The following is a 23,836-nucleotide window of genomic DNA, read 5'->3' as shown; positions in this document are numbered from 1 at the left end:
CTTGGAGGGGGCGTACCGCCCGACGGTATACCGATCATCCCCGCTCGAACAGCGGCCACATCGCCGAACCGCCACCCGACGGCGCCATCCCGCGGCCCCGCCCGCGACGGCGATGCCGTCGTACATGGCGCTGGTGTTGAGCCGCGGCCCGGCGTGAAAGTTTCAGCGCCGGTTGACGGGCGTGCCACCACCCTTCATGATCACTGTGCCTCCTGGTCAGGCGGGGGTGTCGAGTGAATTCCGCTATCCAGGGCGAGGTACGCCGATGCCGCGAACGCTGTTACGAACCGCCACTGTCCTCCTGCTGGCGCTGACCACCCTGAACGCCCCCACGGCCCGGGCCGACGACGTCACGCCGGTCGCGGTGACCGTCAACGCGCGGGCCGCGCTCGCCGCCGTCCCCGAGACCGGCATCGCCACCAACCATGCGATCTGGGACACCAATCTCGGTACGGACGAGACCGCCGACCGCCTGAAGGCCGCGGGGGTCAAGCTGCTGCGCTATCCCGGCGGCTCCTACTCCGACATCTACCACTGGGCCGACCACACCGCCCCCGGCGGCTACGTGGCCCCCAACACCGGCTTCGACACCTTCATGGCGGGCGTGCGGCGTACCGGGGCGCAGGCGATGGTGACCGCCAACTACGGCACCGGCACCGCCGAGGAGGCCGCGGCCTGGGTGCGGTACGCCAACGTCACCAAGCGCTACGGCGTCAAGTACTGGGAGATCGGCAACGAGAACTACGGCAACGGACACTACGGCACCGCCTGGGAGGCGGACGACCACGCCGACAAGAGCCCGGCCGAGTACGCCCGCCACGTCGTCGCCTACGCCGACGCGATGAAGGCGGCCGACCCCAAGATCAAGATCGGCGCGGTGCTGACCACGTCGGCCAACTGGCCCGACGGCCTCGTCGGGACCGGCGACGACGGGACGTGGAACAAGGTGGTCCTGTCGGCGGCCGGCCACAAGATCGACTTCGTCGTCGTGCACTGGTACCCCGGCGCCCTCGACCGGACGGGCCACGTACCCGACATGATCCAGCTCACCCGCGAGCAGATCGCGAAGTACGCCGGGGCCGGGTCCGAACGGATCGGCATCGCGATGACCGAGTTCAACACCGGGTCCAGCAGCGCCGGCACGACCACCCAGCCGGGCGCGCTGGCCGCCGCCGACGCCTACGCGACGCTGCTGGCGAACGGGGTGTTCGCGGTCAACTGGTGGAACGTGCACAACGGCATCGGCAGCGTCACGCAGGTCGAGGGGCAGACCGATTACGGCGACTTCGGCCTGCTGTCGAGCGCCACGTGCACCTCCGACGGCAGCGTCTGCGAGCCGGCGCTCAACACCCCGTTCGCGCCGTATTACGCGCTCCAGATGATGAGCCTGTTCGCCCGCCCGGGTGACCGGTTCATCCGTGCCGCCACCGGGCAGGCCGACGTCGTCGCGCACGCCGTCCGCCGGGCCGACGGCGACGTGGCCGTCCTGCTGATCAACACCTCGTCCGGCACGGCCCACCCCGTCAGCATCGATTACGAGGGCTTCCACCCGGCCGCCGGGACGGTCGCCGTGCGCACCCACACCAACGGGGCCACGAGCATCGCCGGTTCGGCCACGGGCAGCGCGATCAGCCAGACGCTGCCGCCGCTCTCGATGACCACGATCGTCGCCCGCCCCGCCACCGCCCAGCCCGGTCGCCCGGGCACGCCGGGTCAGCCGAGCGCGGCCGACGTGACGGACACGACCGCCGCGATCTCCTGGCCCGCCGCCTCCGCCGGCTCCCGCCCGATCGTGAAGTACGAGGTCCACCGCCAGCTCGGGGCCGTCACCGAGCAGCTCGGCGAGACCACCGGCACCAGGTTCACGGCCCGCAACCTCCAGCCTGGCACGCGCTACACGGTCAACGTGATCGCCCGGGACAGCGGCGGCTCCCTCTCCTGGGCCTCCCCGCCGCTGACCTTCACCACCGGCACGCCCGCCGCCAGCGCCTGCACGGTACGGCTGACCGACCAGAACGACTGGGGCAACGGGTACGTCGGCGGCATCGACATCACCAACAACGGCGCCGCGATCAACGGCTGGACCCTGAACTTCGCCTGGCCCAGGACGTGGCAGAGCCTCGGCAGCGGCTGGAGCGGCACCTGGACCCAGAACGGGCAGGACGTCAAGGTGGTCAACGAGACCGGCAACGCCTCGCTGCCCACCGGTGCGACGACCACGATCGGCTTCGTCGGCAACTACAGCGGCCCGAACGTCCTCCCCACCGTCTTCACCCTCAACGGAACCGTCTGCACGACCCTCTGACCGGACCCCCCGAAACCGCCCGACCACCCACCGGCCGACCACCCGCCGCCCGCCCGGCCGCCTACCGCTCGCCCCCGGCCGTTGATCGCCGGGGGCGAGCGTGTCGGCGCGGTAGACCAGTAGTTCGCCGTCGCGCACGCGTACCGTTCGGACATCTCACCGGGATCCGCAGCCGGTCAGTCCCGTTTTGTGACAATTGCCCAGAATGAAGTGATCGTTTCTCTTCCCTTCAGCTCCCCCACACACAACGTTCACTCGCGCGCTCCAATGTGTCCGCCCGAGAGCAAGCCGCCTGATCAAGGTCTTCGGCTTCAGAACGCGATAGAAGGGACTGCATCCCGATGCAGCCGACCGCAGCACGCAACTTACTGGGTGGCTTAAGGAAACGGGGGAGGCTCAGCACGGCCGCGGCGATCGCGGTGGTGCTCGCGACCACCCTCGTGACGGCCGCGTACGCCGACCCGGCGCCCGGCGAGCAGGACCGCGGCCGCCCCAGGCCGACGCCGACCGGCTCCCCGGCCACCCCGGCCCCTCCGGCGCTCACCCCGGCCGACGGCTCCTACCTGGAGGGCACCGCCAAGGTCGCCGCCACCCCGACCGCGGCCGGTGACAGCCTCGCCAAGCTCGACATCGACGGCACCGCGCTGAATGCCACCCGCACGCTGGGCGTATCCAAGCTCCGCTTCGACGTCGGCTCGAACTCGACGGAGGCGCAGTACCACAGCTACATCCTCGTCAACGGCGCGTACCGCAGCGACATCGGCGACCACGTCAACGAGCGGGCGACGATCGACATCCCGAACGAGCACCTCGTCAAGGGCGAGAACACCGTCGAGGTCGTCGTCGGCACGATCCAGTCCTCGTGCGGCGTCAACTACGACGACTTCGTCTTCTCCGACGTGGGCCTCGAACTGCTCGGCGAGGTCGCCGACGGCGAGGACAACCCCTACACGCTGTCCTTCGGCGACGGAAGCTGCGGCACGAACACCACGCTGCTGACCCGCGCCACACTCAGGTTCTTCGTGCAGTCCGACCCGCGGGGCACCACCGGCCTCAGCGCGGAGGTGGACACGACGACGCTGGAGAACGGCGAGCACGCCATCACCGCCACGACCGCCGCCGGGCAGACCACCAAGCACACCGTGACCGTGAACAACGCCCCGGCCGGGGCGCCCCGGCTGCAGCCCACGGACGGCACGCTCGTGGCGGGCACCAAGCCGGTCTTCGCCACGGTCCCGGCCGCCGGCGAGGGCGGCGTCGCCTCCCTCACCGTCGACGGTGACAAGCCGGCCACGAAGCCCACGCTCGGCAACGGTGCCGCGATGTTCGGTTTCGACGTGGGCGCGGACCCGCTCGACGACAAGAACAACGACTTCCTGCTGGTCAACGGCAAGCGCATCGACCTCGGCGGCTCCTGGGCGAGCCGGCGCGCGACCGTCGCCGTCCCGGCCCGCTACCTGGTCCCCGGCGAGAACACGATCAAGATGGTCACCGGCGACTACAAGGAGTCCTGCGGCAACGACCGCGACGACTTCTCGATCGCGAACCTCGCCCTCACCCTCGACGGCGCCACGGTCACCGGCCAGGACATCAAGCCGTCGTACGAGCTGGGCGACGGCACCTGCGGCAGCAACCAGACCGCCCTGCGCGAGGTCGAGCTGCGCTACACGATCGACGCCGAGCCGGTGCCCGTCATCGAGACGCTCGGCACGGGCGAGGCCACCCTCAGCTTCAACGTGGCCACCAACTCGATCGAGGCGCGCTACCAGAACCACGTGCTCGTCAACGGCCAGAAGGTGGTGCTCGACGGCGACTTCGTGAGCCGCCGCGTCGACCTCACCATCCCGAACGAGTTCCTGGTGCCCGGCTGGAACACGATCGACTTCGTGGCCGGCACCTTCCCCACGTCGTGCGGCGGCAACCGGGACGACTTCACGATCTCCAACATCGCCCTCACCCCGGTGCGGGGCACGGCGGCCGGGCAGATGCTCAAGAGCTCGTACGCCATGGGCGACGGCAACTGCGGCGACAACGTCAACCCGCTGACCGAGATCGACCTGGAGTTCCTGGTGGACGCCCCGGCCCGCGGCCTGCGCGCGGACCTCGACACCACCGCCATCAAGGACGGCAAGCACACCATCGAGGCCAAGTCGGCCACCGGCGAGGTCGCCACGCGCGTCCTCATCACCGACAACTCGGCCCCTGCGGTCGTCAGGAGCGTCCCGGCGGAGAACCGGAAGATCACCGCGTCGGTCGTGCTGGACGTCAGGCTGGAGGACGCCTCCGGCGTGGTGTCCGGGCCGGACGTCAAGCTCGACGGCCGGCCCATCGAGCTGGGCACCCAGGTGGGCCCCGGACTGAAGGCCGGCCCGCACACCCTGGCCGTGACCGGCGCCGACGGGCTCGGCAACACCGCGACCCGCGAGATCGTGTTCGAGTCCGCGGGCATCCCGGACGCGCCCGCCGAGCTGTCCCCGGCGCTGGGGGCCGTGGACGTGTCGGACCCCGCCAGGCTCTCGGCCAGGGTGGCCGAGCCCGACGGCGGCAAGGTGACGGCGACGTTCTCCCAGGCCGAGATCCTCACTCCGGACGAGGTGTACCAGGGCACGGCGAAGTCCGTACCGGCCACCCTGCGGGTCCCGGGCGAGCGGCGGGCCAAGTCCCGCGGGCTTGAGCCCGCCGACGGCGAGACGCTCGACGCGCCCGCCGGCCAGGACGTCACCTACCAGCGCTTCGACGTCGAGGTGAAGGGCCAGGTGGACGCCCCGGTGCTGCGCTGGGAGGGTGCCATCGACCCCGAGCGGCTGGCCTCGCTGCGGGTCTGGAACACCAAGACCGACGCGTGGGACCTGCTGACGAGCGCCCGCGGCGCCGCCACGGGCGAAACGACCCTCACGTCCGTCGTGGACGCGAAATACGTCGACCGGCAGCGGATCCATGTCATGGTGACGGGTGAGGACCCGTTCGCCGACGACATCGACCCCGGCGACCCGAACGGCTTCGACGACCCGTCCGACTACGACTTCTCGATCGTCCACTTCACCGACACGCAGTACCTCTCCGAGGGCGCGGTGGAGCAGGAGACCGCCGAGGAGCGCGCGGTGTGGGAGAAGGCCTATTCGAGCATCGTCGACTGGATCAAGGCGAACAAGGACGAGCGCAAGATCTCGTACGTCGCCCACACCGGCGACATCATCGAGAACAACATCCGCAAGCCCGCCGACGAGGCCACCCAGCAGCAGATCGCCGGCGAGTTCGAGGTGTCGTCGAAGCAGCAGCGGGTGCTGGACGAGGCAGACATCCCGAACGGTGTGATCGCCGGCAACCACGACAACCAGTCGGGCACCGAGGACGGGCCGGAGGCGATCTACAACAGGTACTACGGCCCCGACCGCTACCAGAACGCCTCACAGGGCTGGAAGCACGCCAGGTACGGCGGCCCGTGGAAGCAGGGCGACAACCAGAACCACTACGACCTGTTCTCCGCCGGCGGGCTGGACTTCGTCGTGGTCGGCCTGTCGTACGGGGTGACGCGGGACGAGGCCGAGTGGGCCGGCTCGGTCTTCAAGAAGTACCCCAACCGCAACGGCATCCTGCTCTCCCACGACTATCTCGTGCCGAGCACCAACCCCGACGGGCGCGGCACCGGCTTCTCGGCGCCCGACGGCTCGATGCTGTACAAGACGGTGGTCGAGCAGAACCCGAACGTCTTCCTCATCCTCGCCGGGCACGAGCACGGCGTGGGCACCAACGTGAAGCCGAAGGTCGGCCAGATCGGCAAGGGAGTCGTCGAACTGCTGGCGGACTACCAGTTCTACACGGTCTCGGCCGACCGGCTCGGGCTCACCGAGATCGGCGGCTACAACCCGGAGGACCAACTGCAGTTCGGCGCGAGCTTCTTCCGGATGCTGCAGTTCGACGTCAAGCGGGCCGAGCTGAGCGTGGACACCTACTCCCCGCTGCTCAATGACTTCGGCGCCACCGAGTTCGACCCGTTGCGCCGCTACAACGGGCTTGAGGACAACATGGTGCTGCCGGTCGATCTCACCTCCCGTACGACCACCTTCCAGACCGACTCGCTGGCGCTCTACAAGCCGACCCGGATCATCGGGCGGAGCACGGTCGCCTCGGGCCAGGTCGCCTCGGTGAAGTGGGACCGCCTCAAGGACGACACGGCCTACGCCTGGTTCGTCACGGCACGTTCCGCCGGTGGCGGTGTGACCGCCTCCGAGCCGAGCGTGTTCGTCACGAAGGACGAGCACGGGCGTCCCGGCAAGTGGGGCCCGGACTCGCCCATGCACCGCTGGTTCAACCGCCGATAACCGGCACAACCGATACAGCCGCCCCGGACCCGGTCCGGGGCGGCTTCCCCCCGAATCTGGAGAGACGAGACATGCTGCGCAGGTGGCGCTGGTCGTCCGCCGTCGTGGTCCTGGCCGCCGTCCTCGGCGCCGTGCTGGCCGGCCTGCCGCACCCCGCTCCGGCGGCGGCGCACGACGCGACCACGAAGGCCCACGCCGAGGTGACCGGTCCGGGCAAGGACCTCAAGGTGGTGCTCGACCTCGAGTACGACCTGCTCATGAAATCGGCCTGGCTCTACGCGGCGGCCTACGAGGCGAAGGGGCGGACCGAACAGCTCCGCCAGCTCAGGATCAACCGTGCCGCCGTGACCGACTACGTCACGCGCCGCTTCGCCGTGGCCTACGACGAGCGGCCGTGCACCCCCACGATGACCGGCGACGCGGACGTGCACCCGCGCGGCAAGGCCACCTTCGCGCTGCTGACCTACGCCTACGCCTGCCCGGGCGAGCCCGGCGGCACCCACGCGATCTCCAGCGCGCTCTTCCCCGACGCCGAGACCTTCGTACACAGCACCGAGACCCTCGTCCGGTACGACCTCGACGGCGGCAAGGGCTCGGCCGTCCTGGTCGCCCAGAGCCCCACGCTGCGCGTCGGCGAGCGCCAGGCCACGAGCCAGATCTGGGAGTTCTTTTTGCTCGGCGTCGAGCACCTGTTGTTCGGCATCGACCACATCTTCTTCCTGCTCGCCCTGCTCATCGGCGCGCGCTCGCCGCGTGCCGTCGTCGTCACGGCCACCGCCTTCACCGTCGCTCACAGCATCACGTTCCTGCTGGCCGCGATGGGGGTCGTGGACATCCCGGGAGAGATCGTCGAGCCGGTCATCGCGGCGTCGATCATCGTCGTGGCGGTCGCCAACCTCCTCGGCCGCCAGGAGGAAGCAGGACAAGTTTTCGGCCATATCCGCACATGAGGCGTAACCGAGAGGAGACGGCCATGAGCGAGCGGAAGGGCCGCGAGGGCGAACGTCCCACGCGCCGCCGTGCCGGGCACGGGCGTGCGCGCGGAGCGGAGCTGATCTGGCACAAGCCCGCCTACCAGGTGGTCGAGGCGTCCATGGAGATGTCGGCGTACTTCCTGGCCGACCGCTAGCCGAGCCGTCGATGGCCGTCGGCATGAGGCCGCCGACATGATGCGCCTGCAGGTCCTGGGCACGGCCGCGGGCGGCGGCCTGCCGCAGTGGAACTGCGCGTGTCCCGGCTGCCGCGGCGCGCGGGGCTGGGCGTCGAGGTGGCGCACGACGGGATGGTCATCGACCTGTGATCGACTTCGAAGCCGACCCCGTGCCGCACGTCGACGAGGCGGCCGGCATGGCACGGCTGCTGCCGGCCGACCGGCACTCGGTGGTCCAGGCCGAGTCGTGGGCGCTCACCGAGCGGTTGATCGACGGCCTCTGGAGCCCGGCACACGCGCTGGTGTAGCTCCCTGGCGACACGGGGCCGTCGCCAGGACTGCCCGGCTGATCGCCACCTGGTCCCGTACGGCCGGGAAAAGCAGTTGCCACCGCCTCGTACTGTCTTGTCCGTGACAGACATCGACAACCTGCTCGCGGCCTATGACGAGCAGATGCGAGGCGCACCCCCCAACCCGCCCACTGGCGTCACCCACGAGCAGGACGGACCGCTGCTGCGGATCGTCGGCCAGTTCCGCGGCTTCGTCAGCGCCCCGCGCGACGTCGGCGTACGCGGCGCCGAGCTCGACCGGCTGATCGCCCGCCAGCGTGACTACTTCGCCGGCCGCGGCGAGGCGGTCGAGTGGAAGACCCGCGGGCACGACCTGCCGGCCGACCTCACCGACCGGTTGCGTGCCGCGGGCTTCACCCCGGAGGAGCGGGAGACGGTCCTCATCGGCCTGGCCGAGGACATGACCGCGGCACCGGCCCTGCCGGACGGAGTCACCCTGCGCCAGGTGACCGAAGACGCCGACATGCGCCGCATCGCCGTCATGGAATCGACGGTCTGGGAGCAGGACTGGGGCTGGCTCGGCGACGACCTGATCGCCCGCGTCGCGGCGGCCCCGGACGAGATAGCGGTCCTGGTGGCCGAAGCCGGTGGTGAGGTGGTCTCCGCGGCCTGGCTGGTGTTCCGCGAGGGGACCGAGTTCGCCGGTCTGTGGGGCGGCTCCACGCTGCCCGCCTGGCGCGGCCGGGGCCTCTACCGCGCGCTGGTCGCCGCCCGCGCCCGGCTCGCCGTCGCCCGCGGCGTCAGGTTCCTCCAGGTGGACGCCTCCGACGACAGCGCCCCGATCCTGCGGCGGCTGGGCTTCCACCCCGTGACCACGACCACGCCGTACGTATGGTCACCGCCACAGGAGGTCGCCGAGGGGCGGTCGCGTTGACATCATCGCCGGCATGATCGAGCGAAGCGGGCCCCGCCTCCTCGCGGTCAACGGCGAATCCGGTCCTTGTCCGTGGATCTTCGGGTTGGATGCCTGCGGCAAGATGAGGTGGAATGAGCGCCCCGCACGAAAACCACCAAGAACGTACGGACTTCTGGCGGCTTTGGACCGGTTCGACCATCAGTCAGCTCGGGTCGGCCGTGGGCATGGTGGCGCTTCCCATCATCGCCGTCATCGTGGTGAGGGCCTCGGCCTTCGAGGTCGCGCTGCTGGCGGCGCTGACTGCGGTCACCACCCAGCCGCTGTTCATCGTCTTGGGAGGTCTGGTGGCGACCTGGGCCGACGCCCGCAGGTCGCTCTTCGCCGCTGCGGGCGTCATGTGCGCCGCCGCGTTGTTACTGCCGCGCAGCTGAACCGGAAGCCCGCTCACATGCCGTCGCAGGTCACCCCGCCCAGCTTGCTGGGTTGGGCGGGGCGGTCAGGGGATGCGGGCGACGGCGCCGTAGTTGCCGGAGGCGCTGGGCTCGTCGCCGCAGGCGAGGTCGAGGTCGCGTTCGGTGGGCCGCCACTGCGGGACCCACACCAGCCCGGGTTCCAGCAGGTCGAGTCCCGCCAGCAGGTTCTCGACCTCCTCCCGGGAGCGGATCGCGAGGTGGGGCAGCGTCATGGCGAGCATGTCGTGGATGGCGGGCAGCAGCTCCGGGGGGATGCCGTCGAACGTGGTGTGCAGCAGGCCCAGGAAGCTGCCCTCCGGCGCGGTGTGCCGCAGCCGCTCGATGACGTGGTGGGCGTACCCGTCGTCGCCGAGACTGTGCGTCGACAGCAGCAGCACGGCCACGGGCTCGGTCCAGTCGAGGAACGTCTGGACGACCGGGTCGCGGAGCATCCCGTCGATATCGCGTATGTCGCCGTCTACCACCCGTACCAGGTCGGTGAAGGGCTCGATGGTGGCCTGCGCCATGGTCACCACCATCGGGTTGTTCTCCACGTACGCCACCCGCAGCGCGGGGCTCGCCGAGGCGTGCCGGGCAACGTCGTGTAACCGATTTCCGGATGAAAGGCCGCTGGGGATGCCACTGCCCACGATCATGAACTGCTCCACGTCCTCGGCGGCGGCCAGGTGGCGTATCACCCGGGTCAGGAATTGCAGCACCGCGCGGGCCGCGGTCGTGAGGGCGGGGGAGACTTGATCGAAATGCCGCACCATGTCCTTGTCGGCGAGGAAGTTGTTCTTCCCGCCCGCCGCGGCGTCGAATATCCGCGTGATCCTGGCCTCGGTCGTGTCGAGCTTGGCCAGGTTTCGGACAGCCCGCTGGTGCATGAGCGTTGCCCCTTTCCCTCGCCGCTCACCTCTCGCGGTAAGCGATCTTCGGACCTCACTCGATGACTCAGACCATATGTTCCAACAATTCCAGTTATTGACAATACGATAGACCGGTTATTTCGGGAAATGTTTGTTACCCGAATTGAGGAGACCAGGGGGCCGGACGGGTCAGGGGATGACAATGCACTTGACGAAACCTGTGGGGCGATCGGTGAGGTAGCCGAAACCGCGGTCCACCTCGTCGAGGGAGACGGTGTGGGTGATCAACGGCTCGAAGGTGAGCCGCCGGTCGGCCATCAGCCGCAGGCCCTCCCGCAGCGCCGCCATCGTGCGCCGCCGGTCGCCGCTGAAGCCGTTGACGATGGTCACCCCGCGATACCAGAGCCCGATGTCCAGCTCGCGCGGGCCGTCCTGGTGGTATCCGGCCACGCACAGCGTGCCGTGCCGGGTCACCAGGTCGCCCGCCAGCTTCAGGCCGGCGGCCTTGCCGGTGAACTCCACGACCACGTCGAAACCGGCGGCGAGCTCGGCCGCCTCCTCCGGCGTACGAACCTCGTCGGCCCCCAGCGCCAGCGCCAGGTCGCGTACGTGCGGCAGCGGGTCGATGCCCACCAGCCGCGCGGGCGCCCGTTCGGCCAGCACCTGCACCGCGCCGAGTCCCATGAAGCCCAGCCCGACCACGGCGATCCGCTGCCCAGGGGTGAGCGGGCAGCGCGAGAGGGCCTCGACGACGCAGGCCAGCGGCTCGCCCAGGGCCGCCGTGCCCGGCACGTTGGCCGGCACCGGCAGGAGCGCGGCGGCGGGGGTGTTCACCAGGTCGGCGAAGGCGGGGGAGGCGAACCCCGTGACCCGGTCGCCCACCGACCAGCCGTGCACGCCGGGCCCGAGGGCCACGATCTCGCCCGTCAGCTCGTGTCCCAGCCGCAGCGGCCGGGGACCGTCGTGGCGCGCCCAGGCGGGCCCCTCCGAGGCGCACACCCCGGAGGCCAGCGTCCGGACCCGGACCTCGCCCCCGGCCGGCGGCGCCGCCTCGGCCTCGACGATCTCCGACCGACCGGGTGAGACCACTTGCGCGTATCGCACGCGTCCTCCTCGACTCCTCATGAGGTCAGCCCGCCGGCCGGCGGGCCGGTTCCACTACTCCGGATCGGGCTCAGCCGTCGGCCGGCGGGCCAGTTCCACCGCTCCGGCGACCGGCGGAGTGCGCAGCAACGTCGTGGGCACCCCCGGCAGCCGGGCCGCCAGCTCCTCCTCGAAGGCCGCCAGGAGCGCCGGCTGGGCGACGATCACCCCGCCCGCCGCGACCACGGCGCTCACCTCCGCGCCCCGCAGGGCCAGGCTCACCACCAGGCCGGCCAGCGCCGCGCCGCCCCGGCGGATCACGTCCAGCGCCAGCGGGGAGCCCTCCTCCGCGGCGGCGAAGACCGCGGGCGTGTGCTCGGCCCAGGTCTCCACGCCGCCGTCCCAGCTCATCGCGGCGGCCAGCTCGGGCAGGCCGGGCACCCCGTACGAGCGCAGCAGGGCCAGGCCGAGCGGCTCGAAGGGCGCGCCGTCGTCGGCCCGGGCGAGCACCGCGCGGGCGGCCTCGCGCACCAGCGCGGAGCCGGAGCCGTCGTCACCGAGCACCCAGCCCCACCCGCCGGCCGACATGTGACGGCCGGTCTCGCGGTGCCGGCCCACCGCCACCGACCCGGTGCCCGCGACCAGGCCGATCCCGGCGGGCAGCCCGGCCGCCGGGACGAGCAACTCGGCGTCGTTGACCACGGTGACCGGCAGGCCGAGCAGCGCCCGCAGCTCGCGCTCCAGCCCGGCGCACTGCTCGGGCGTCTCGCAGCCGTGCGCCCCGGCCACGACCCGCGCCACCTCGTCCCCGGGCCGTGGCAGGGCCGCCACCCGCTCGGCCAGCCAGGCGGCGGCGCCCGGCAGCGACCGGGTCTGCCAGCCGGCGCTCGGCACCGTACGGTCCACGGCGACCTCGCCACCGGCCAGGCCCGCCAGGCGCAGCCGCGTCTTGGTCCCGCCGACGTCGACGCCGATCACCATCCGGCGCATGCCACCGACACCCCCGATCTCCTCGTCTCCGGCGTCCAGGCCGCTCGGGACCCGGCTCAAGCGGCCGTTTCCTCGATCTTGGTGTCGCTGTTGTGGAAGACGAAGTCCTCGATCTCCACCCCGCGCGTGCCGGCCAGGGCGCCCGCCAGGCGCTGCAGCACGGCGGCGGCCAGCACGGTGCGCACCGGGAGCGGGGCGGCGGCCGGGAGCGGCACCACGTGCAGGTGCTCGGCGGGCGCGAGGGCTGCCGAGGTGACGCAGAGCGTACGGTGACCCGCGGCGGCCAGGGTGCCGGCCAGCTCCAGCTCGCGGCCGTCGCCGATGATCACGTGCAGCGTGTCGCCGGCCGACTCCATCTCGCCGTGCAGGTAGTTGCGGGTGACGAGGGCGGAGGCGGGCACCCGGCACACCTCACGTAGCAGCAGCGCGCCGGACTCGGAGACGGCGCGGAACGCCCCGGAGGCGACGACGTCGGCGGCCACCACGCCGGCGGCCAGCCGGGCCACCTCGTCCACCACCGGAGCCAGCGCGGCCTCGTGCCGCTCCAGCTCCGCCCCGATCCCGGCCCACTCCCGCGCGGCCTCGGCCGCCGGCGTCCCGAGCAGGGTCCGCGCGACCATGGTGAGCGCCACCAGGGTGCCGGTGTATCCGATGGTGGAGGCGTAGCTGTCCGGCTCGTTGCCGAGGTCCACGCACTGCTCCACGGCCTGGCTGAGGAGCGAGGGGGCGACGTTGACCACCGCGGCCCGCGGCCCGCCGGCCGGCAGGGCCAGCGACTGGAGGGTCTCCGCGCTGCGTCCCGACTGTGAGACGCCGAGCACCAGGTCCGCGCCGGTGAACGCGAGGCCGGTGCCGATCTCGCCGGCCAGCTCCCGGCGGGCGGGGATCCCGCCCTCGGCGAGCAGCGCGACCGGCAGGGCGAGCGCCGCGTAGCTGGCTCCGATGCCGACGAAGACGGGCCGGACGGCGGAGGCGAGCACACCGCCCTCCGTGCCGAGCGCGGCGAGCTGGGCCGCGACCCTGGCCGCGACCCGCTCCAGCGCGGCCGGTTGGCCCGCTCGTCCGTCCAGGTAGGGGATTCTCACCCCGGTCATCGAAGACTCCTTTCAGAGGATCACAGAGATCCAGTCGAATACCACGCCATACCACTAAATGCCATAGGGCAGCATAGTGCGTGATGTCCGGATCTGTGCGCGAGGGGTGTCGGTGCCGGGGCCCGTCGCGGCGTACTCAGGAGCTCCCCGCGCCCCGGACGAACGAGGTGCGCAGGCGGTAGCGGTCGCCCCGGTAGGTGATGGCCGAGACGAGCACCACCCGGCCCAGGGCGTCCGTCATGGACTGGTTCATGATCAGGACGGGGTCGCCGGCCTTGAGCTCCAGCGGCTCGGCGATCTCGGCGGCGCAGCCCCTGGCCTCGATGGTGGACTCGGCGACGATCGGCTCGGCGCCCACCACGGCCAGCTCCTCCAGCAGCGACGCGCGGGTGAAGTCGACCGAGGCGAGCCCCGGGAGCAGGGCGGCCACCACCCGGGAGGAGTCGACCGCGATCGGCACGCCGTCCAGCATGCGCACCCGCTCCAGGACGAAGAGCTCGGTGCCGGCGGCCACGCCGAACTCGTCCGCCTCGTCCAGGGACGCCTGCTCGACCGTGGCGCGGAGCACCCGGGAGGTGGGCACCAGGCCCTTGCGGCGGGCCGTCTCGGTGAAGGACTCCAGGGAGTTGGGCCACTCGCGGTCGGAGCGGGCCGCGACATACCAGCCGCGGCCGTGCGAGGAGCGCATGACGCCGCGCTCGACGAGATGCTGCAGGGCGCGGCGGAGCGTCACCCTGCTGATGCCGAGCTGGGTGCACAGCTCCCGCTCCGCGGGCAGCCGCCGCCCGGCGGGCAGGGCGCCCTCCCGCACCCGGCGTTCGATCAGTTCGGCGGCCCGCACCCACAAGGGCTCAGGATTGTCCGAGGCGATGAGGGACGTCTGAGACGACGTGTTCACCCCGTCCATGGCTTTGCCCGTCCCCGCTTCCCTCGCTCCAGCAAACATGCGCCGGATACCATTATCCCTCACTATCTCCGGTATCCATGACAATCTTCCGCCAGCCGGTCGAAGGCCGCATCCAGCCCCGCGTCGACCTGCTGCCGGGACGGGTCCGCGGTGAACCAGCGCAGAATCTCCCGGGCCCCCTGTTCGAATGGCACCTGGGCCGCAAAACCCGGAACGAGCTGCTTAATCTTGGAATTGTCGTAAATCATCGAGTGGCGGAAATCCTCGTACAGAACCGTGCCCATCCAGTCGATTTCGCGGCCGATGTCCGTACTGGACCGATGCACGATCGCCGGTTCCACTCCGGCCGCCCTGGCGAGGGAAAAGTGAATCTCGTCCCAGGTGAGCGGCTCGTCGGAGGTGATGTGCACGCTCTCGCCCACGGCGGCCCGGCGGGCGACGAGCCCGGCCAGGCCGCGGGCGAAGTCGCGGGCGTGCATGAGGTTCCACAACGAGGTGCCGTCCCCGTGCACGACGGCGGGCCTGCCCCGCCGCCAGCGGTCGATGACGGTCCAGCCGGCCAGTACGGGGAACACCGTCTCGTCGTAGACGTGCGCCGCCCGCACGATCGTCGCGGGGAACCCCTCGTACCGGTGGGCCCGCTCGACCTCCTCCTCGCAGCGCAGCTTCCGCGCCGGGTAGTCGAAGGCGCCCGCGCGCCGCGCCGAGGACTCGGTGACGGGGAGGGCGGCGGGCCGGGCGTACACCGAGCCGGTCGAGATGAACACGTAGTGCCCGGTACGGCCGGCGAACCTGGCCACGTCGGCGGTGATGTCGGCGGGGGAGTAGCCGATGAAGTCGACGACGGTGTCGAAGGTCTCCTCGCCCAGGGCGGCGCGCATGGAGGCGTCGTCGCGCACGTCGGCGGTCAGCGCGCGCACGCCCTCCGGCAGCGGCCGCGTGGTGGTGCGGCCCCTGGTCAGGGCGGTCACCTCGAAGCCGTCGGCGGCGAACCGGCGCGCGCAGGCGGAGCTGATCACGCCCGTGCCGCCGAGCAGGAGCACCCGCGGCCCGCTCATGCCACACCACCCCGGCGCCCGCCACTCGCCGGGCCGCCCGCGGGGACGGGGCGGTTGCCGGTGGCGAGGCCCGCGCCGACCAGGAAGTCGTAGCAGGAGCGCAGCAGCGCGTACATGTCCTGGCGGGAACGGTCGGCCTCGACGATGTGCCACCTCACCGCCGGGTTGGCGCGGGCGGCCGCCGCCACGTCGACCGTGCCTTCGCCGAAGGGCACCATGCAGTCCTCCATGCCCGTGGCCGGGCCGTCCTTGAGGTGGGTGAACTCCAGCCGGTCGCCGAGTCCGGCGGCCACCCGCGCGGGGTCCAGGCCGGCCGTGGCCACCCAGTACGTGTCCAGCTCGACGACCACCGCGGGATCGAGCTCGCCGAGCAGGATGTCGTAGGCCCGCCGGCCGCCGTGCACGTTGACGAACTCGGCGAAGTGGTTGTGGTAGCCGATGCGCATGCCCCGCCCGGCGGCGTTGGCCGCGGCGCGGTTGATCCGCTCGGCGCCGGCCCGGATGCCGTCGAGCGTGCCGAACTCCTCCGGCTCCAGGCTCCACACCAGCGTCGTCACGCCCAGCTCCGCGCAGGCGTCCAGGACGGCCGGCGCGTCCTGCCCGGACGGGAACGGAACGTGCATGCTGCACACGTCCAGGCCGAGCCGGTCCAGCGCGTCCCGGACGGCCGACGGCGCGTTGCCGTACAGGCTGATCGGCTCGACCGCGGCGAAGCCGATCTCCGCGACGCGCTCCAGCACGCCGAGCAGGTCCTCGGCGGCCTGCTCGTGCAGCGACCAGAGCTGCGCCGCGACCGGCGGCGGGGGATGGGTCATGGCGTGTCTCCGATGACTCGTGCGTTGCCCAGCGGCCAGCGGGTGGACCAGGAGGCGATCAGGTCGTCCGGCACGCCCGCCGCCCAGAGGGTGGCCTGCCGGACGAGCTGGCGGAACCACGGGTTGCCCCAGGCCCGCGCGTCGTGGCCGAGCGCCGTGTAGCAGACCCGGCCCGCGCCGTGCTCGCGCACGTAGGCGACCGGCTCGGTGCCCTCACCGGCGGGCCGCTCGGCCAGCACCTGGACGTCCGGGGCGTAGTCGAGCACGTAGTACTCGTCGTCGATGGCGAAGTCGTCCAGGTGCCTGGTCACGGGGTGGCCGCCGCGTACCGTGACGTCGATCCGCCCTTCCGAGCCGCCGTCGCCGTGCGAGACGTACCGCGAGCCGACCAGCTCGTACACGGTCCGGTCCGTGAACAGCCCGCCGGGACCGAACCCGAACAGGTTGCTCGCGTGCACCGCGACCAGCCCCTTGCCGCCCGCCACCAGCGCCGACAGCGCCTCCTGCTGGGCGGGGTCGAAGGTGACCGACGAGCGGTACAGCACGTAGACGTCGGCCTCGGCGGTGGCCGGCATCGGGTCGATGAACCGGTCCAGGCCGACGGCGCGGGCCGCGGGCAGCCCGGCCTCCAGCACGATCTCCTGCAGCGCCAGCGCCGCCCCGATGAGGTCGTGGTGCAGGTCGGTGCCCTCGACGATCACCAGCGCGGAGGGCGAGTGTAGCAACTTCATCCGGATGCCTTCCGCGGTCAGTGGGCCTGCGCGTATTCCCTGGCCATCTGGTCGCCGCCGCCCGACTTCCACTTCTGGACCGCGGCGGTCAGGCTGGAGGCGGGCTCCCGGCCGAGGAACACCGCGACGATCGCGTCGTCCATCTGCTTCTGCAGGGCGGCACCCTTGGAGTTGAAGGTCTGCGAGTACAGGTGCTCGGCGGGGTTGGGGAGCAGGGTCGAGACCACCTTCTGCTGCCAGTCGTAGTTGAGCTTGTCCACGCCGGGCGCGCCCTGCGGGTTGCACAGCACCTGCGGCCCGCCCGCGATGTAGGCCAGGCCCAGGTCCTGCTCGCGCTGGCCGCGGGTGGTCAGCACGGCCACGCCGTCCTTGATCGTGTAGTCCGCCCCCTCGACCCCGTAGTTGATCGCGAACGACTCCCTGGAGCCGAACGGGGCGGAGATGTAGTCGAGCACCTTGAGGAACAGGTCGATCCGCTTCTTGTCGCTCGTCTTCTTGATCATGGTGATCGCGTAGGCGCCGTTGCCGGTCCAGTGCACGGCGTCGCCGCCGTCCTTGCCGAAGGGCATCATGATGTCGAACACGAGCTTGTTGTCGTCGGCGACGATGCCGAACGCGCGGTTGCCGTCGTGCACCATGGCCACCTTGCCCGACCGGAAGAGCGCGTCACGCTGCACCTTGTTGCTGATCAGCGCGGGCGTGTCCGGGTGGAAGACACCGCTCTTGTACAGCGCGGCCAGCTCGGCGACGGCCGGGACGAACGCCGCGTGCTCGTAGGCGGAGACGAAGGAGCCGTCACTGTTGCGCGTCCACTTGTTGGGCACGCCGAACATCATCTGCACGAAGCCGGCGATGTTGCCGCCGAAGGCGTACACGCCCGCCTTGGGATCGGTGACCGCCTTGGCCAGGTCGCGGAACTCCTGGAGGTTCGCCGGCCGCGGGTTGGCGCCGGCGGCCTCGATGACGTCCGTCTTGGTGTAGATCTGCGTGGTGAAGATCGGGTCGGAGCGCGGCACGCCGTAGAGCCGGCCGTTGAGGAAGCCGTTGAGCCAGCCCGCCTCCTGGATGCCGGCCAGGTTCGGATACTTCTTCACCGCGTCGCCGGAGAGGTACTCGCTCAGGTCGGTGAACTGCGCCTCGGCCAGTTGCGGCAGGCGGGCGACGTTCTGCGACACCGGTACGGAGACGAACTCCGGCAGGTCGTCGCCCGCGACCAGGGCGGGGAACTTCGTCTGGAAGTCGGCGAAGGGCACCTGGAGCGGCTTGACGTTGAGGTTCAGCTCCTTGTTGAGGAGCTGCCAGTAGACGCTCTCGTTCACCGGCGGTGACGGCTGCCCATACGTCATGATCATGACGTTGAAGTCGCTGCCGTCGCCGATCGGCCCGGTCACGGTCTTCGGGCCGTCCATCGGGAAGGACTCGTAGACGTCCATGACGCCCTGGGCGGTGCCCTCGTACAGCGGCTTGGGCTTGTTCGGCGGCACGTACGCCGGCATCGCCGCCGCCTTGCCCGCGCTCGCCGGGGCGGAACCGCCGCCGCCCCCGGAGCCGCACGCGGCCAGCGCCCCGGCCATCGGGACGAGCGCCGCGGCCAGACCCGCGTTGCGCAGCAGAGCCCGGCGGCTCAGTTCCTCGCCGGGGACCGGAGAGGCGGATCGACTTCTGATACCCATGATGCGTTCCTTTACGGTATCCACTAACCCTTGATGGCCCCGGTGAGCATTCCTTTGGACATGTGTTTCGTCAGGAAGGGATAGACACACAGAATCGGCAGTGTGGCGATCGCCACCAGCGCCATCTGCACGGACTGCGCGGGGGGCGCCACGTATCCGGGAATGGCCTGCGCATTTGACGTGACGGTGTTGTCCAGCACGAACGTGCGCATGACAAGCTGCAGCGGCCACATCTCCGTGTCATTCAGATACAGCAGCGGGCCGAAATAGTTGTTCCAGTAGCCGACCGCGATGAAAAGGCCCACCACCGCGACCACGGCCTTGGAATTGGGCAGCACCACGGAGCGCAGGATGCGCCATTCGCCGGCGCCGTCCATCCGCGCCGCGTCGAACAGCTCCCGTGGTATCGCCTGGATGAAACCGCGGACGATCACGATGTTGAACGCGCTCACCGCGGTGGGGATGATCAGCGACCAGTACGTGTTCAGCATGCCCAGCTGCTTGACCATCAGGTACACCGGGATCATGCCCGGCGCGAACAGCAGCGTGAAGAGCACGAAGGACAGCAGGCCGCGGTGGAAGAGCGACTGCCTGCGGCTCAGGCCGTAGGCGGCCAGCACCGTGCACAGCAGGCTGAAGGCGGTGCCGACCGCCGTCACGCCGACGCTGATCACGATGGACCGCGACACCTGCGTGCCGTTGAAGATCTGTTTGTAGGCCTCGAAGGAGATCCGCGTGGGCCAGATGACGTAGCCGCCGTTGGCGTCGATCTGCTGCTTGGTGGCCAGGCTCGTGGAGATCACCACGAGGAAGGGGAAGATGACCACGGCGCAGGTGAGCACGAGTGCGAGCGCCTTCAGGGCGACGGCGACCGGCCTGGGTCTGCCCAGCCAGACGGGGCGGGTGCTGTTCATCGCCGGTAAACGCCCTCCTCTCCGAGCCGGTGGGCGAGTTTGTTGGCGGCGAGCACGAGCAGGAGGCTCACGACCCCCTTGAGCAGGCCCGCGGCGGTGGCGGTGCCCCAGCTCCCGTCCACCACGCCGTTGAAATAGGTGAAGGTGTCCAGCACTTCGGCGGCTCCCGGGCCGACAGCGTCCCGCTGCAGCAGGATCTGCTCGAAGCCGACGGTCAGGGCGTCGCCCAGCCGCAGGATCAGCATCAGCACGATGATCGGCCGCATCCCGGGCAGGGTGACGTGCCAGAAGCGTTGCCAGGCTCCGGCGCCGTCGATGGTGGCGGCCTCGTACAGGCCGGGGTTGATGGCGGCGATGGCGGCCAGGAAGATGATCGTCCCCCAGCCCGCGTCCTTCCAGACGGCCTGCGTGGTGAGCAGCAGCTTGAAGGTGTCCGGATTGGTCATGATCTGGAGCGGCGTCATCTCGTGCGTGATGAGGAACCGGTTCAGGACACCGTCCCCGCCGAGGATCTGCTGGAACAGCGCGACGATGATCACCCAGGACAGGAAGTGCGGCAGGTAGATCACCGACTGGACGAACCTCTTGGCCATCGGCATCGCGATCGTGTTCAGCAGCACCGCGAGCAGGATCGGCACCGGGAAGAACAGCACGATCTGCAGGAAGGTGATCTGCGCGGTGTTCCACAGCGCGTTCCAGAAGGCCGAGTCGGCGAACAGCGAGGTGAAGTTGTCCCAGCCCACCCACTCCGACCCGGTGAAGCCCAGGAAGGGGACGTAGTCCATGAACGCGATCACGGTTCCCAGCAGCGGGACGTACGTGAACAGCAGCAGGATGATCACCGCGGGGGCCACCATGACGAGCAACGGCGAATCCCGCCAGAGCCGGGCCAGGAACGGCATCTTCCGCGAGGCGGGGAGTTTGTTCTCGGGTGGGGGATTCACTCGAGGCAGGGTCTGATTGACCGCCATGATCACCTCTCCATGGGCCGGTGGGTCGCTGAATACGCCTCCGACCTGGGCAAAATACCAGTGAAGTACCGGGAAGATACCACTTGCGCCAAACTAAGACAACTAGTACCTTCGGCCGACATAAGACGACCTGTCGTGAGTTCTGGCAGGCCATCCGACTCGACGGTAGGAACGCTGTGAACGCCTATTTGTCGCTGCTGCCACGCCCGGCAACTGTCGAGCAGCAAACCGGAATATGCCGTTTAAGTGGGGAAATGCCGCTTAAGGTAATCGGCTCGGCAGAGGTGGCCTGGCTCGCCCGGCGGTTCCTGTCCGGCCTGCGCCCCGCACCGCGGGACGCGGGCGAGCCAGGCAATACCACTGAGACCACGTGGCTCGCGGTGAACGTCGCGCCGGGCCGCCCGGCCGGCGGCTACACCCTCCAGGTGGCCGAGGAGGGCGTCACCGTCGAGGCGAGCGACCTCGAAGGCGTCTCGGGCGCGCTGACCACCCTGCGCCAGCTCCTCCCCGCCGAGACCTGGCGCGGCGCGGGCGCGCCCGCCGATGGCTGGAGCGTGCCGTGCGGCCGGGTGACCGACGCCCCCGCGTACGCCTGGCGCGGCGCGATGCTCGACGTGGCGCGGCACTTCTTCCCCAAACGCACCGTGCTGCGCTATGTCGACCTGCTGGCCGCCCACCGCTACAACCGGCTGCACCTGCACCTGTCCGACGACCAGGGCTGGCGGGTGGAGAGCCGGCTGCACCCGCGCCTGCACGAGGTCGGCGCCTGGCGCCCGAGCACCCGGCTCGGCCCGGACGGCGTGCCGGACGGGACCCCGCACGGCGGCTACTACACCCTCGACGACCTGGCGGAGATCTCGGCGTACGCGCGTTCCCACGGCATCGTCGTGGTGCCCGAGATCGACGTGCCCGGCCACACGTCGGCGCTGCGCGCCGCCTACCCCGAGCTGGGCCGCCCGGGCGAGGAGCAGGCCGTGCTGGACACCGTCTGGGCGGGCGGCTCCTCCCTCAGCCCCACCGAGCCGGTCGTGTCCTTCCTGCGGGACGTGCTCGGCGAGATCCTGGACGCGACCGGGACCCCTTACCTGCATCTCGGCGGGGACGAGTGCGACATGAGCTGGTGGGCCGAGGACCCGGCGATCGCGGCCGAGATGGCCGCGCACGGCTACACCGAGCCGCGCCTGATGCACGGCCACTTCCTGCGCGAGCTGGGCGGCCACCTCGCCGGGCGGGGCGTGCGCATGGTGGTGTGGGACGAGGCCTTCGTCACCGGCGGCGTGCTGCCCGACACGATCGTCATGGCCTGGCGCGGCCACGAGGTGGCCGAGCGCGCCGCGCGCACCCACGACGTGGTCCGCGCCCCGCTGTTCCCGACCTATCTCAACTTCGACCAGTCCGACCTGCCCGCGGAGCGGCGCTCGGAGGGCGGCCCGATCACCCTGGACGACGTGGCCGCCTTCACCCCGGCGCCGGCCGGCTGGCCGGACGAGCGGCGCGCCCGGGTGCTCGGCGGCCAGTGGCAGGTCTGGAGCGAGTGGGTGCCCGACGAGCGGCACCTCGACTACCTGGCCTTTCCCCGCGCGTGCGCGCTGGCCGAGGTGCTGTGGAGCGGCGGCGTCGCCGATCCCGCCGAGTTCGCCGGGCGGCTGGCGATCCACCTCGCCAGGCTGGAGGCCGCCGGTGTGGAGTACCGTCCACTCGCCGGGCCGCACCCCTGGCAGACCGGCGGCACGGGGGCCTGGCGGCGCTCCGGGCCGGGGCGGATCGAGGAGACCAAGAAGTGGGTCGAGTTGATCTCCCGCGAACCCTGATCATCCCGACGTAGGAGAGCATCACCGATGACACAGAAGTTCCTCTGGGGCGTGGCCACCTCGTCGTACCAGATCGAAGGGGCCGTGGACGAGGACGGGCGGACCCCGTCCATCTGGGACACCTTCTGCGCCACCCCCGGCGCCGTGGCCGGCGGCGACACCGGCGCGGTCGCGTGCGACCACTACCACCGGATGCCGCAGGACGTCGCGCTCATGAAGGAGCTGGGCGTGGACGTCTACCGCTTCTCGCTGGCCTGGCCGCGGGTCCAGCCGGACGGGCGGGGCCCCGGCAACCCGGCCGGGATCGCGTTCTACGACCGGCTGGTGGACGAGCTGCTGGCGGCGGGCATCCTGCCGTGGGTCACCCTCTACCACTGGGACCTGCCCCAGGCGCTGGAGGACGCCGGCGGCTGGCCGGCCCGCGAGACCGCCGACCGGTTCGCCGACTACGCCGCGATCGCCTACGACGCGCTCGGCGACCGGGTCCACCAGTGGACCACCCTGAACGAGCCGTGGTGCTCGGCCATGCTCGGCTACGTGTACGGCGAGCACGCGCCGGGCCGCAAGGACGCCCGCGCCGGCATGGCCGCGCTGCACCACCTGCTGCTCGGGCACGGCCTGGCCACGAAGGTCATCCGCGACAAGGCGGCCGCCGCCGGCCGCTCCGAGGGCCTGGAGGTGGGCATCACGCTCAACCTGTCGCACAAGATCCCGGCCAGCGACTCGCCCGCCGACCTGGCCGCGACCGCCTGGGACGACGGCATGAGCAACCGGCTCTACCTCGACCCGCTGCTGCGCGGCGGCTACCCCGCCGACATGGCGGACAAGCTTGCCGAACTCGGCTGCCCGCTCCCGGTGCGGGACGGCGACCTGGAGCTGATCAGCCAGCCGGTGGACGTGCTCGGCGTCAACTACTACACCTCGCGGCTCGTGCGGGCCGCCCCGGCGGGGGACAACGGCTGGCCCGCGTCCGTGACGGTGGCGCGCGACGTCGAGCGCACCGCGATGGACTGGGAGGTCACCCCCGAGGCGCTGACCGACCTGCTGCTGCGCCTGGAACGCGACTACCCCGGGCCCGCCTGGTACATCACCGAGAACGGCGCCGCCTACCCCGACGTCGCCGACGAGAACGGCTACGTGGACGACGCCGACCGCGAGGGCTTCCTGCGCGCCCACATCGACGCCGCCCTCGCGGCCCGCGCCAAGGGCGTCAACCTGCGGGGCTATTTCGCCTGGTCGCTGATGGACAACTTCGAGTGGTCCTACGGCTACGACCGCCGGTTCGGCATCGTACGCGTGGACTACGACACCCAGCGGCGCACCCCGAAGCGCTCCGCCCGCTACTTCGCCGAGCGCGTCGCGGCGGAGAAGGGCGCGTAGTGCTCAGCGTCCTGACAGGCCACCTCGGCTACCACCCGGCCGGGTCCAAGAAGGCCGTCGTGCGCCCCCCACCGTCCCCCCCGCTGCGGGCGGCGGTCCGGGGCG

Annotated in this window: 20 protein-coding genes; 9 read left to right on the top strand and 11 right to left on the bottom strand. The window is 71.0% G+C overall.

The window, feature by feature from the left end; translation table 11 throughout:
• Nucleotides 1-265: 265 nt before the first annotated feature.
• The 7 genes from ABGB18_RS47250 (at nucleotide 266) to ABGB18_RS47220 (ending at nucleotide 9,414) form a co-directional block, all read left to right on the top strand.
• A complete protein-coding gene (locus tag ABGB18_RS47250) occupies nucleotides 266-2,305 on the top strand; it encodes a cellulose binding domain-containing protein (RefSeq protein ID WP_347702273.1) in 2,040 nt (679 codons plus the stop codon).
• A gap of 422 nt (nucleotides 2,306-2,727) precedes the next feature.
• On the top strand, nucleotides 2,728-6,627 hold the full coding sequence (locus tag ABGB18_RS47245) for a metallophosphoesterase (protein WP_347702272.1): 3,900 nt from the start codon (nucleotides 2,728-2,730) through the stop codon (nucleotides 6,625-6,627).
• 71 nt (nucleotides 6,628-6,698) lie between these two features.
• Nucleotides 6,699-7,577, top strand: coding sequence for a HupE/UreJ family protein (locus ABGB18_RS47240; RefSeq protein WP_347702271.1), 879 nt, complete (start codon nucleotides 6,699-6,701; stop codon nucleotides 7,575-7,577).
• A 23-nt stretch (nucleotides 7,578-7,600) separates the two neighbouring features.
• Nucleotides 7,601-7,756 carry a hypothetical protein gene (locus ABGB18_RS47235; protein ID WP_347702270.1) on the top strand — a complete coding sequence of 52 codons (156 nt, stop codon included), beginning with the start codon at nucleotides 7,601-7,603 and terminating at the stop codon, nucleotides 7,754-7,756.
• 167 nt (nucleotides 7,757-7,923) lie between these two features.
• Complete coding sequence (locus ABGB18_RS47230; RefSeq protein WP_347702269.1) at nucleotides 7,924-8,085, top strand: hypothetical protein; 162 nt, start codon at nucleotides 7,924-7,926, stop codon at nucleotides 8,083-8,085.
• 103 nt (nucleotides 8,086-8,188) lie between these two features.
• The gene (locus tag ABGB18_RS47225) at nucleotides 8,189-9,001 is read left to right on the top strand and encodes a GNAT family N-acetyltransferase (RefSeq protein WP_347702268.1); all 813 of its coding nucleotides are present in this window, start codon (nucleotides 8,189-8,191) and stop codon (nucleotides 8,999-9,001) included.
• A 113-nt stretch (nucleotides 9,002-9,114) separates the two neighbouring features.
• Entirely contained in the window at nucleotides 9,115-9,414 is a 300-nt protein-coding gene (locus tag ABGB18_RS47220) for a hypothetical protein (protein ID WP_347702267.1), read from the top strand.
• A 65-nt stretch (nucleotides 9,415-9,479) separates the two neighbouring features.
• Here the strand turns inward: ABGB18_RS47220 and ABGB18_RS47215 are convergent, their stop codons facing one another.
• The 11 genes from ABGB18_RS47215 to ABGB18_RS47165 form a co-directional block, all read right to left on the bottom strand.
• On the bottom strand, nucleotides 9,480-10,322 hold the full coding sequence (locus ABGB18_RS47215; protein WP_347702266.1) for an SAM-dependent methyltransferase: 843 nt from the start codon (nucleotides 10,320-10,322) through the stop codon (nucleotides 9,480-9,482).
• Nucleotides 10,323-10,493: 171 nt separating this feature from the next.
• On the bottom strand, nucleotides 10,494-11,408 hold the full coding sequence (locus ABGB18_RS47210) for an alcohol dehydrogenase catalytic domain-containing protein (RefSeq protein WP_347702265.1): 915 nt from the start codon (nucleotides 11,406-11,408) through the stop codon (nucleotides 10,494-10,496).
• A gap of 54 nt (nucleotides 11,409-11,462) precedes the next feature.
• On the bottom strand, nucleotides 11,463-12,437 hold the full coding sequence (locus ABGB18_RS47205) for a BadF/BadG/BcrA/BcrD ATPase family protein (protein WP_347702264.1): 975 nt from the start codon (nucleotides 12,435-12,437) through the stop codon (nucleotides 11,463-11,465).
• On the bottom strand, nucleotides 12,434-13,471 hold the full coding sequence (locus ABGB18_RS47200; protein ID WP_347702263.1) for a hypothetical protein: 1,038 nt from the start codon (nucleotides 13,469-13,471) through the stop codon (nucleotides 12,434-12,436). Before ABGB18_RS47200 ends, ABGB18_RS47205 begins: the two co-directional genes overlap by 4 nt.
• A 136-nt stretch (nucleotides 13,472-13,607) precedes the next feature.
• Nucleotides 13,608-14,369 (bottom strand): GntR family transcriptional regulator, encoded by a 762-nt coding sequence (locus ABGB18_RS47195; RefSeq protein WP_347702262.1) that lies wholly within the window; start codon nucleotides 14,367-14,369, stop codon nucleotides 13,608-13,610.
• A 71-nt stretch (nucleotides 14,370-14,440) separates the two neighbouring features.
• Nucleotides 14,441-15,436 carry an NAD-dependent epimerase/dehydratase family protein gene (locus tag ABGB18_RS47190; RefSeq protein WP_347702261.1) on the bottom strand — a complete coding sequence of 332 codons (996 nt, stop codon included), beginning with the start codon at nucleotides 15,434-15,436 and terminating at the stop codon, nucleotides 14,441-14,443.
• The gene (locus ABGB18_RS47185; protein WP_347702260.1) at nucleotides 15,433-16,251 is read right to left on the bottom strand and encodes a sugar phosphate isomerase/epimerase; all 819 of its coding nucleotides are present in this window, start codon (nucleotides 16,249-16,251) and stop codon (nucleotides 15,433-15,435) included. The genes ABGB18_RS47190 and ABGB18_RS47185 overlap by 4 nt, the downstream gene beginning before the upstream one ends.
• Nucleotides 16,248-16,982 carry a ThuA domain-containing protein gene (locus ABGB18_RS47180; protein ID WP_347702259.1) on the bottom strand — a complete coding sequence of 245 codons (735 nt, stop codon included), beginning with the start codon at nucleotides 16,980-16,982 and terminating at the stop codon, nucleotides 16,248-16,250. Before ABGB18_RS47180 ends, ABGB18_RS47185 begins: the two co-directional genes overlap by 4 nt.
• Before the next feature lie 17 nt (nucleotides 16,983-16,999).
• Nucleotides 17,000-18,655 carry a hypothetical protein gene (locus tag ABGB18_RS47175; RefSeq protein WP_347702258.1) on the bottom strand — a complete coding sequence of 552 codons (1,656 nt, stop codon included), beginning with the start codon at nucleotides 18,653-18,655 and terminating at the stop codon, nucleotides 17,000-17,002.
• A 23-nt stretch (nucleotides 18,656-18,678) separates the two neighbouring features.
• On the bottom strand, nucleotides 18,679-19,569 hold the full coding sequence (locus ABGB18_RS47170) for a carbohydrate ABC transporter permease (RefSeq protein ID WP_347702257.1): 891 nt from the start codon (nucleotides 19,567-19,569) through the stop codon (nucleotides 18,679-18,681).
• Nucleotides 19,566-20,513, bottom strand: a complete 948-nt coding sequence (locus ABGB18_RS47165; protein WP_347702256.1) for an ABC transporter permease subunit — start codon at nucleotides 20,511-20,513, stop codon at nucleotides 19,566-19,568. The genes ABGB18_RS47170 and ABGB18_RS47165 overlap by 4 nt, the downstream gene beginning before the upstream one ends.
• Nucleotides 20,514-20,716: 203 nt before the next feature.
• Between ABGB18_RS47165 and ABGB18_RS47160 the strand changes: the two genes are divergently transcribed.
• Together ABGB18_RS47160 and ABGB18_RS47155 are read left to right on the top strand one after the other, a co-directional pair.
• On the top strand, nucleotides 20,717-22,351 hold the full coding sequence (locus ABGB18_RS47160; RefSeq protein WP_347702255.1) for a beta-N-acetylhexosaminidase: 1,635 nt from the start codon (nucleotides 20,717-20,719) through the stop codon (nucleotides 22,349-22,351).
• Nucleotides 22,352-22,378: 27 nt separating this feature from the next.
• A complete protein-coding gene (locus tag ABGB18_RS47155; protein ID WP_347702254.1) occupies nucleotides 22,379-23,731 on the top strand; it encodes a GH1 family beta-glucosidase in 1,353 nt (450 codons plus the stop codon).
• The last annotated feature ends 105 nt before the right edge of the window (nucleotides 23,732-23,836 follow it).

Origin of the sequence: Nonomuraea sp. B12E4 (assembly GCF_039871825.1) — a bacterium.
Taxonomy (GTDB): domain Bacteria; phylum Actinomycetota; class Actinomycetes; order Streptosporangiales; family Streptosporangiaceae; genus Nonomuraea.
This window is presented reverse-complemented; position numbering and strand designations above follow the sequence as displayed.

What these genes read in the sequence shown, in the direction of transcription:
- ABGB18_RS47240 (WP_347702271.1), top strand. Translation starts at nt 6,699, where the DNA reads ATGCTGCGCAGGTGGCGCTGGTCGTCCGCCGTCGTGGTCCTGGCCGCC.
- ABGB18_RS47235 (WP_347702270.1), top strand. Translation starts at nt 7,601, where the DNA reads ATGAGCGAGCGGAAGGGCCGCGAGGGCGAACGTCCCACGCGCCGCCGT.
- ABGB18_RS47170 (WP_347702257.1), bottom strand. Translation starts at nt 19,569, where the DNA reads ATGAACAGCACCCGCCCCGTCTGGCTGGGCAGACCCAGGCCGGTCGCC.
- ABGB18_RS47180 (WP_347702259.1), bottom strand. Translation starts at nt 16,982, where the DNA reads ATGAAGTTGCTACACTCGCCCTCCGCGCTGGTGATCGTCGAGGGCACC.
- ABGB18_RS47215 (WP_347702266.1), bottom strand. Translation starts at nt 10,322, where the DNA reads ATGCACCAGCGGGCTGTCCGAAACCTGGCCAAGCTCGACACGACCGAG.
- ABGB18_RS47175 (WP_347702258.1), bottom strand. Translation starts at nt 18,655, where the DNA reads ATGGGTATCAGAAGTCGATCCGCCTCTCCGGTCCCCGGCGAGGAACTG.
- ABGB18_RS47200 (WP_347702263.1), bottom strand. Translation starts at nt 13,471, where the DNA reads ATGACCGGGGTGAGAATCCCCTACCTGGACGGACGAGCGGGCCAACCG.
- ABGB18_RS47220 (WP_347702267.1), top strand. Translation starts at nt 9,115, where the DNA reads ATGAGCGCCCCGCACGAAAACCACCAAGAACGTACGGACTTCTGGCGG.
- ABGB18_RS47190 (WP_347702261.1), bottom strand. Translation starts at nt 15,436, where the DNA reads ATGAGCGGGCCGCGGGTGCTCCTGCTCGGCGGCACGGGCGTGATCAGC.
- ABGB18_RS47185 (WP_347702260.1), bottom strand. Translation starts at nt 16,251, where the DNA reads ATGACCCATCCCCCGCCGCCGGTCGCGGCGCAGCTCTGGTCGCTGCAC.
- ABGB18_RS47155 (WP_347702254.1), top strand. Translation starts at nt 22,379, where the DNA reads ATGACACAGAAGTTCCTCTGGGGCGTGGCCACCTCGTCGTACCAGATC.
- ABGB18_RS47250 (WP_347702273.1), top strand. Translation starts at nt 266, where the DNA reads ATGCCGCGAACGCTGTTACGAACCGCCACTGTCCTCCTGCTGGCGCTG.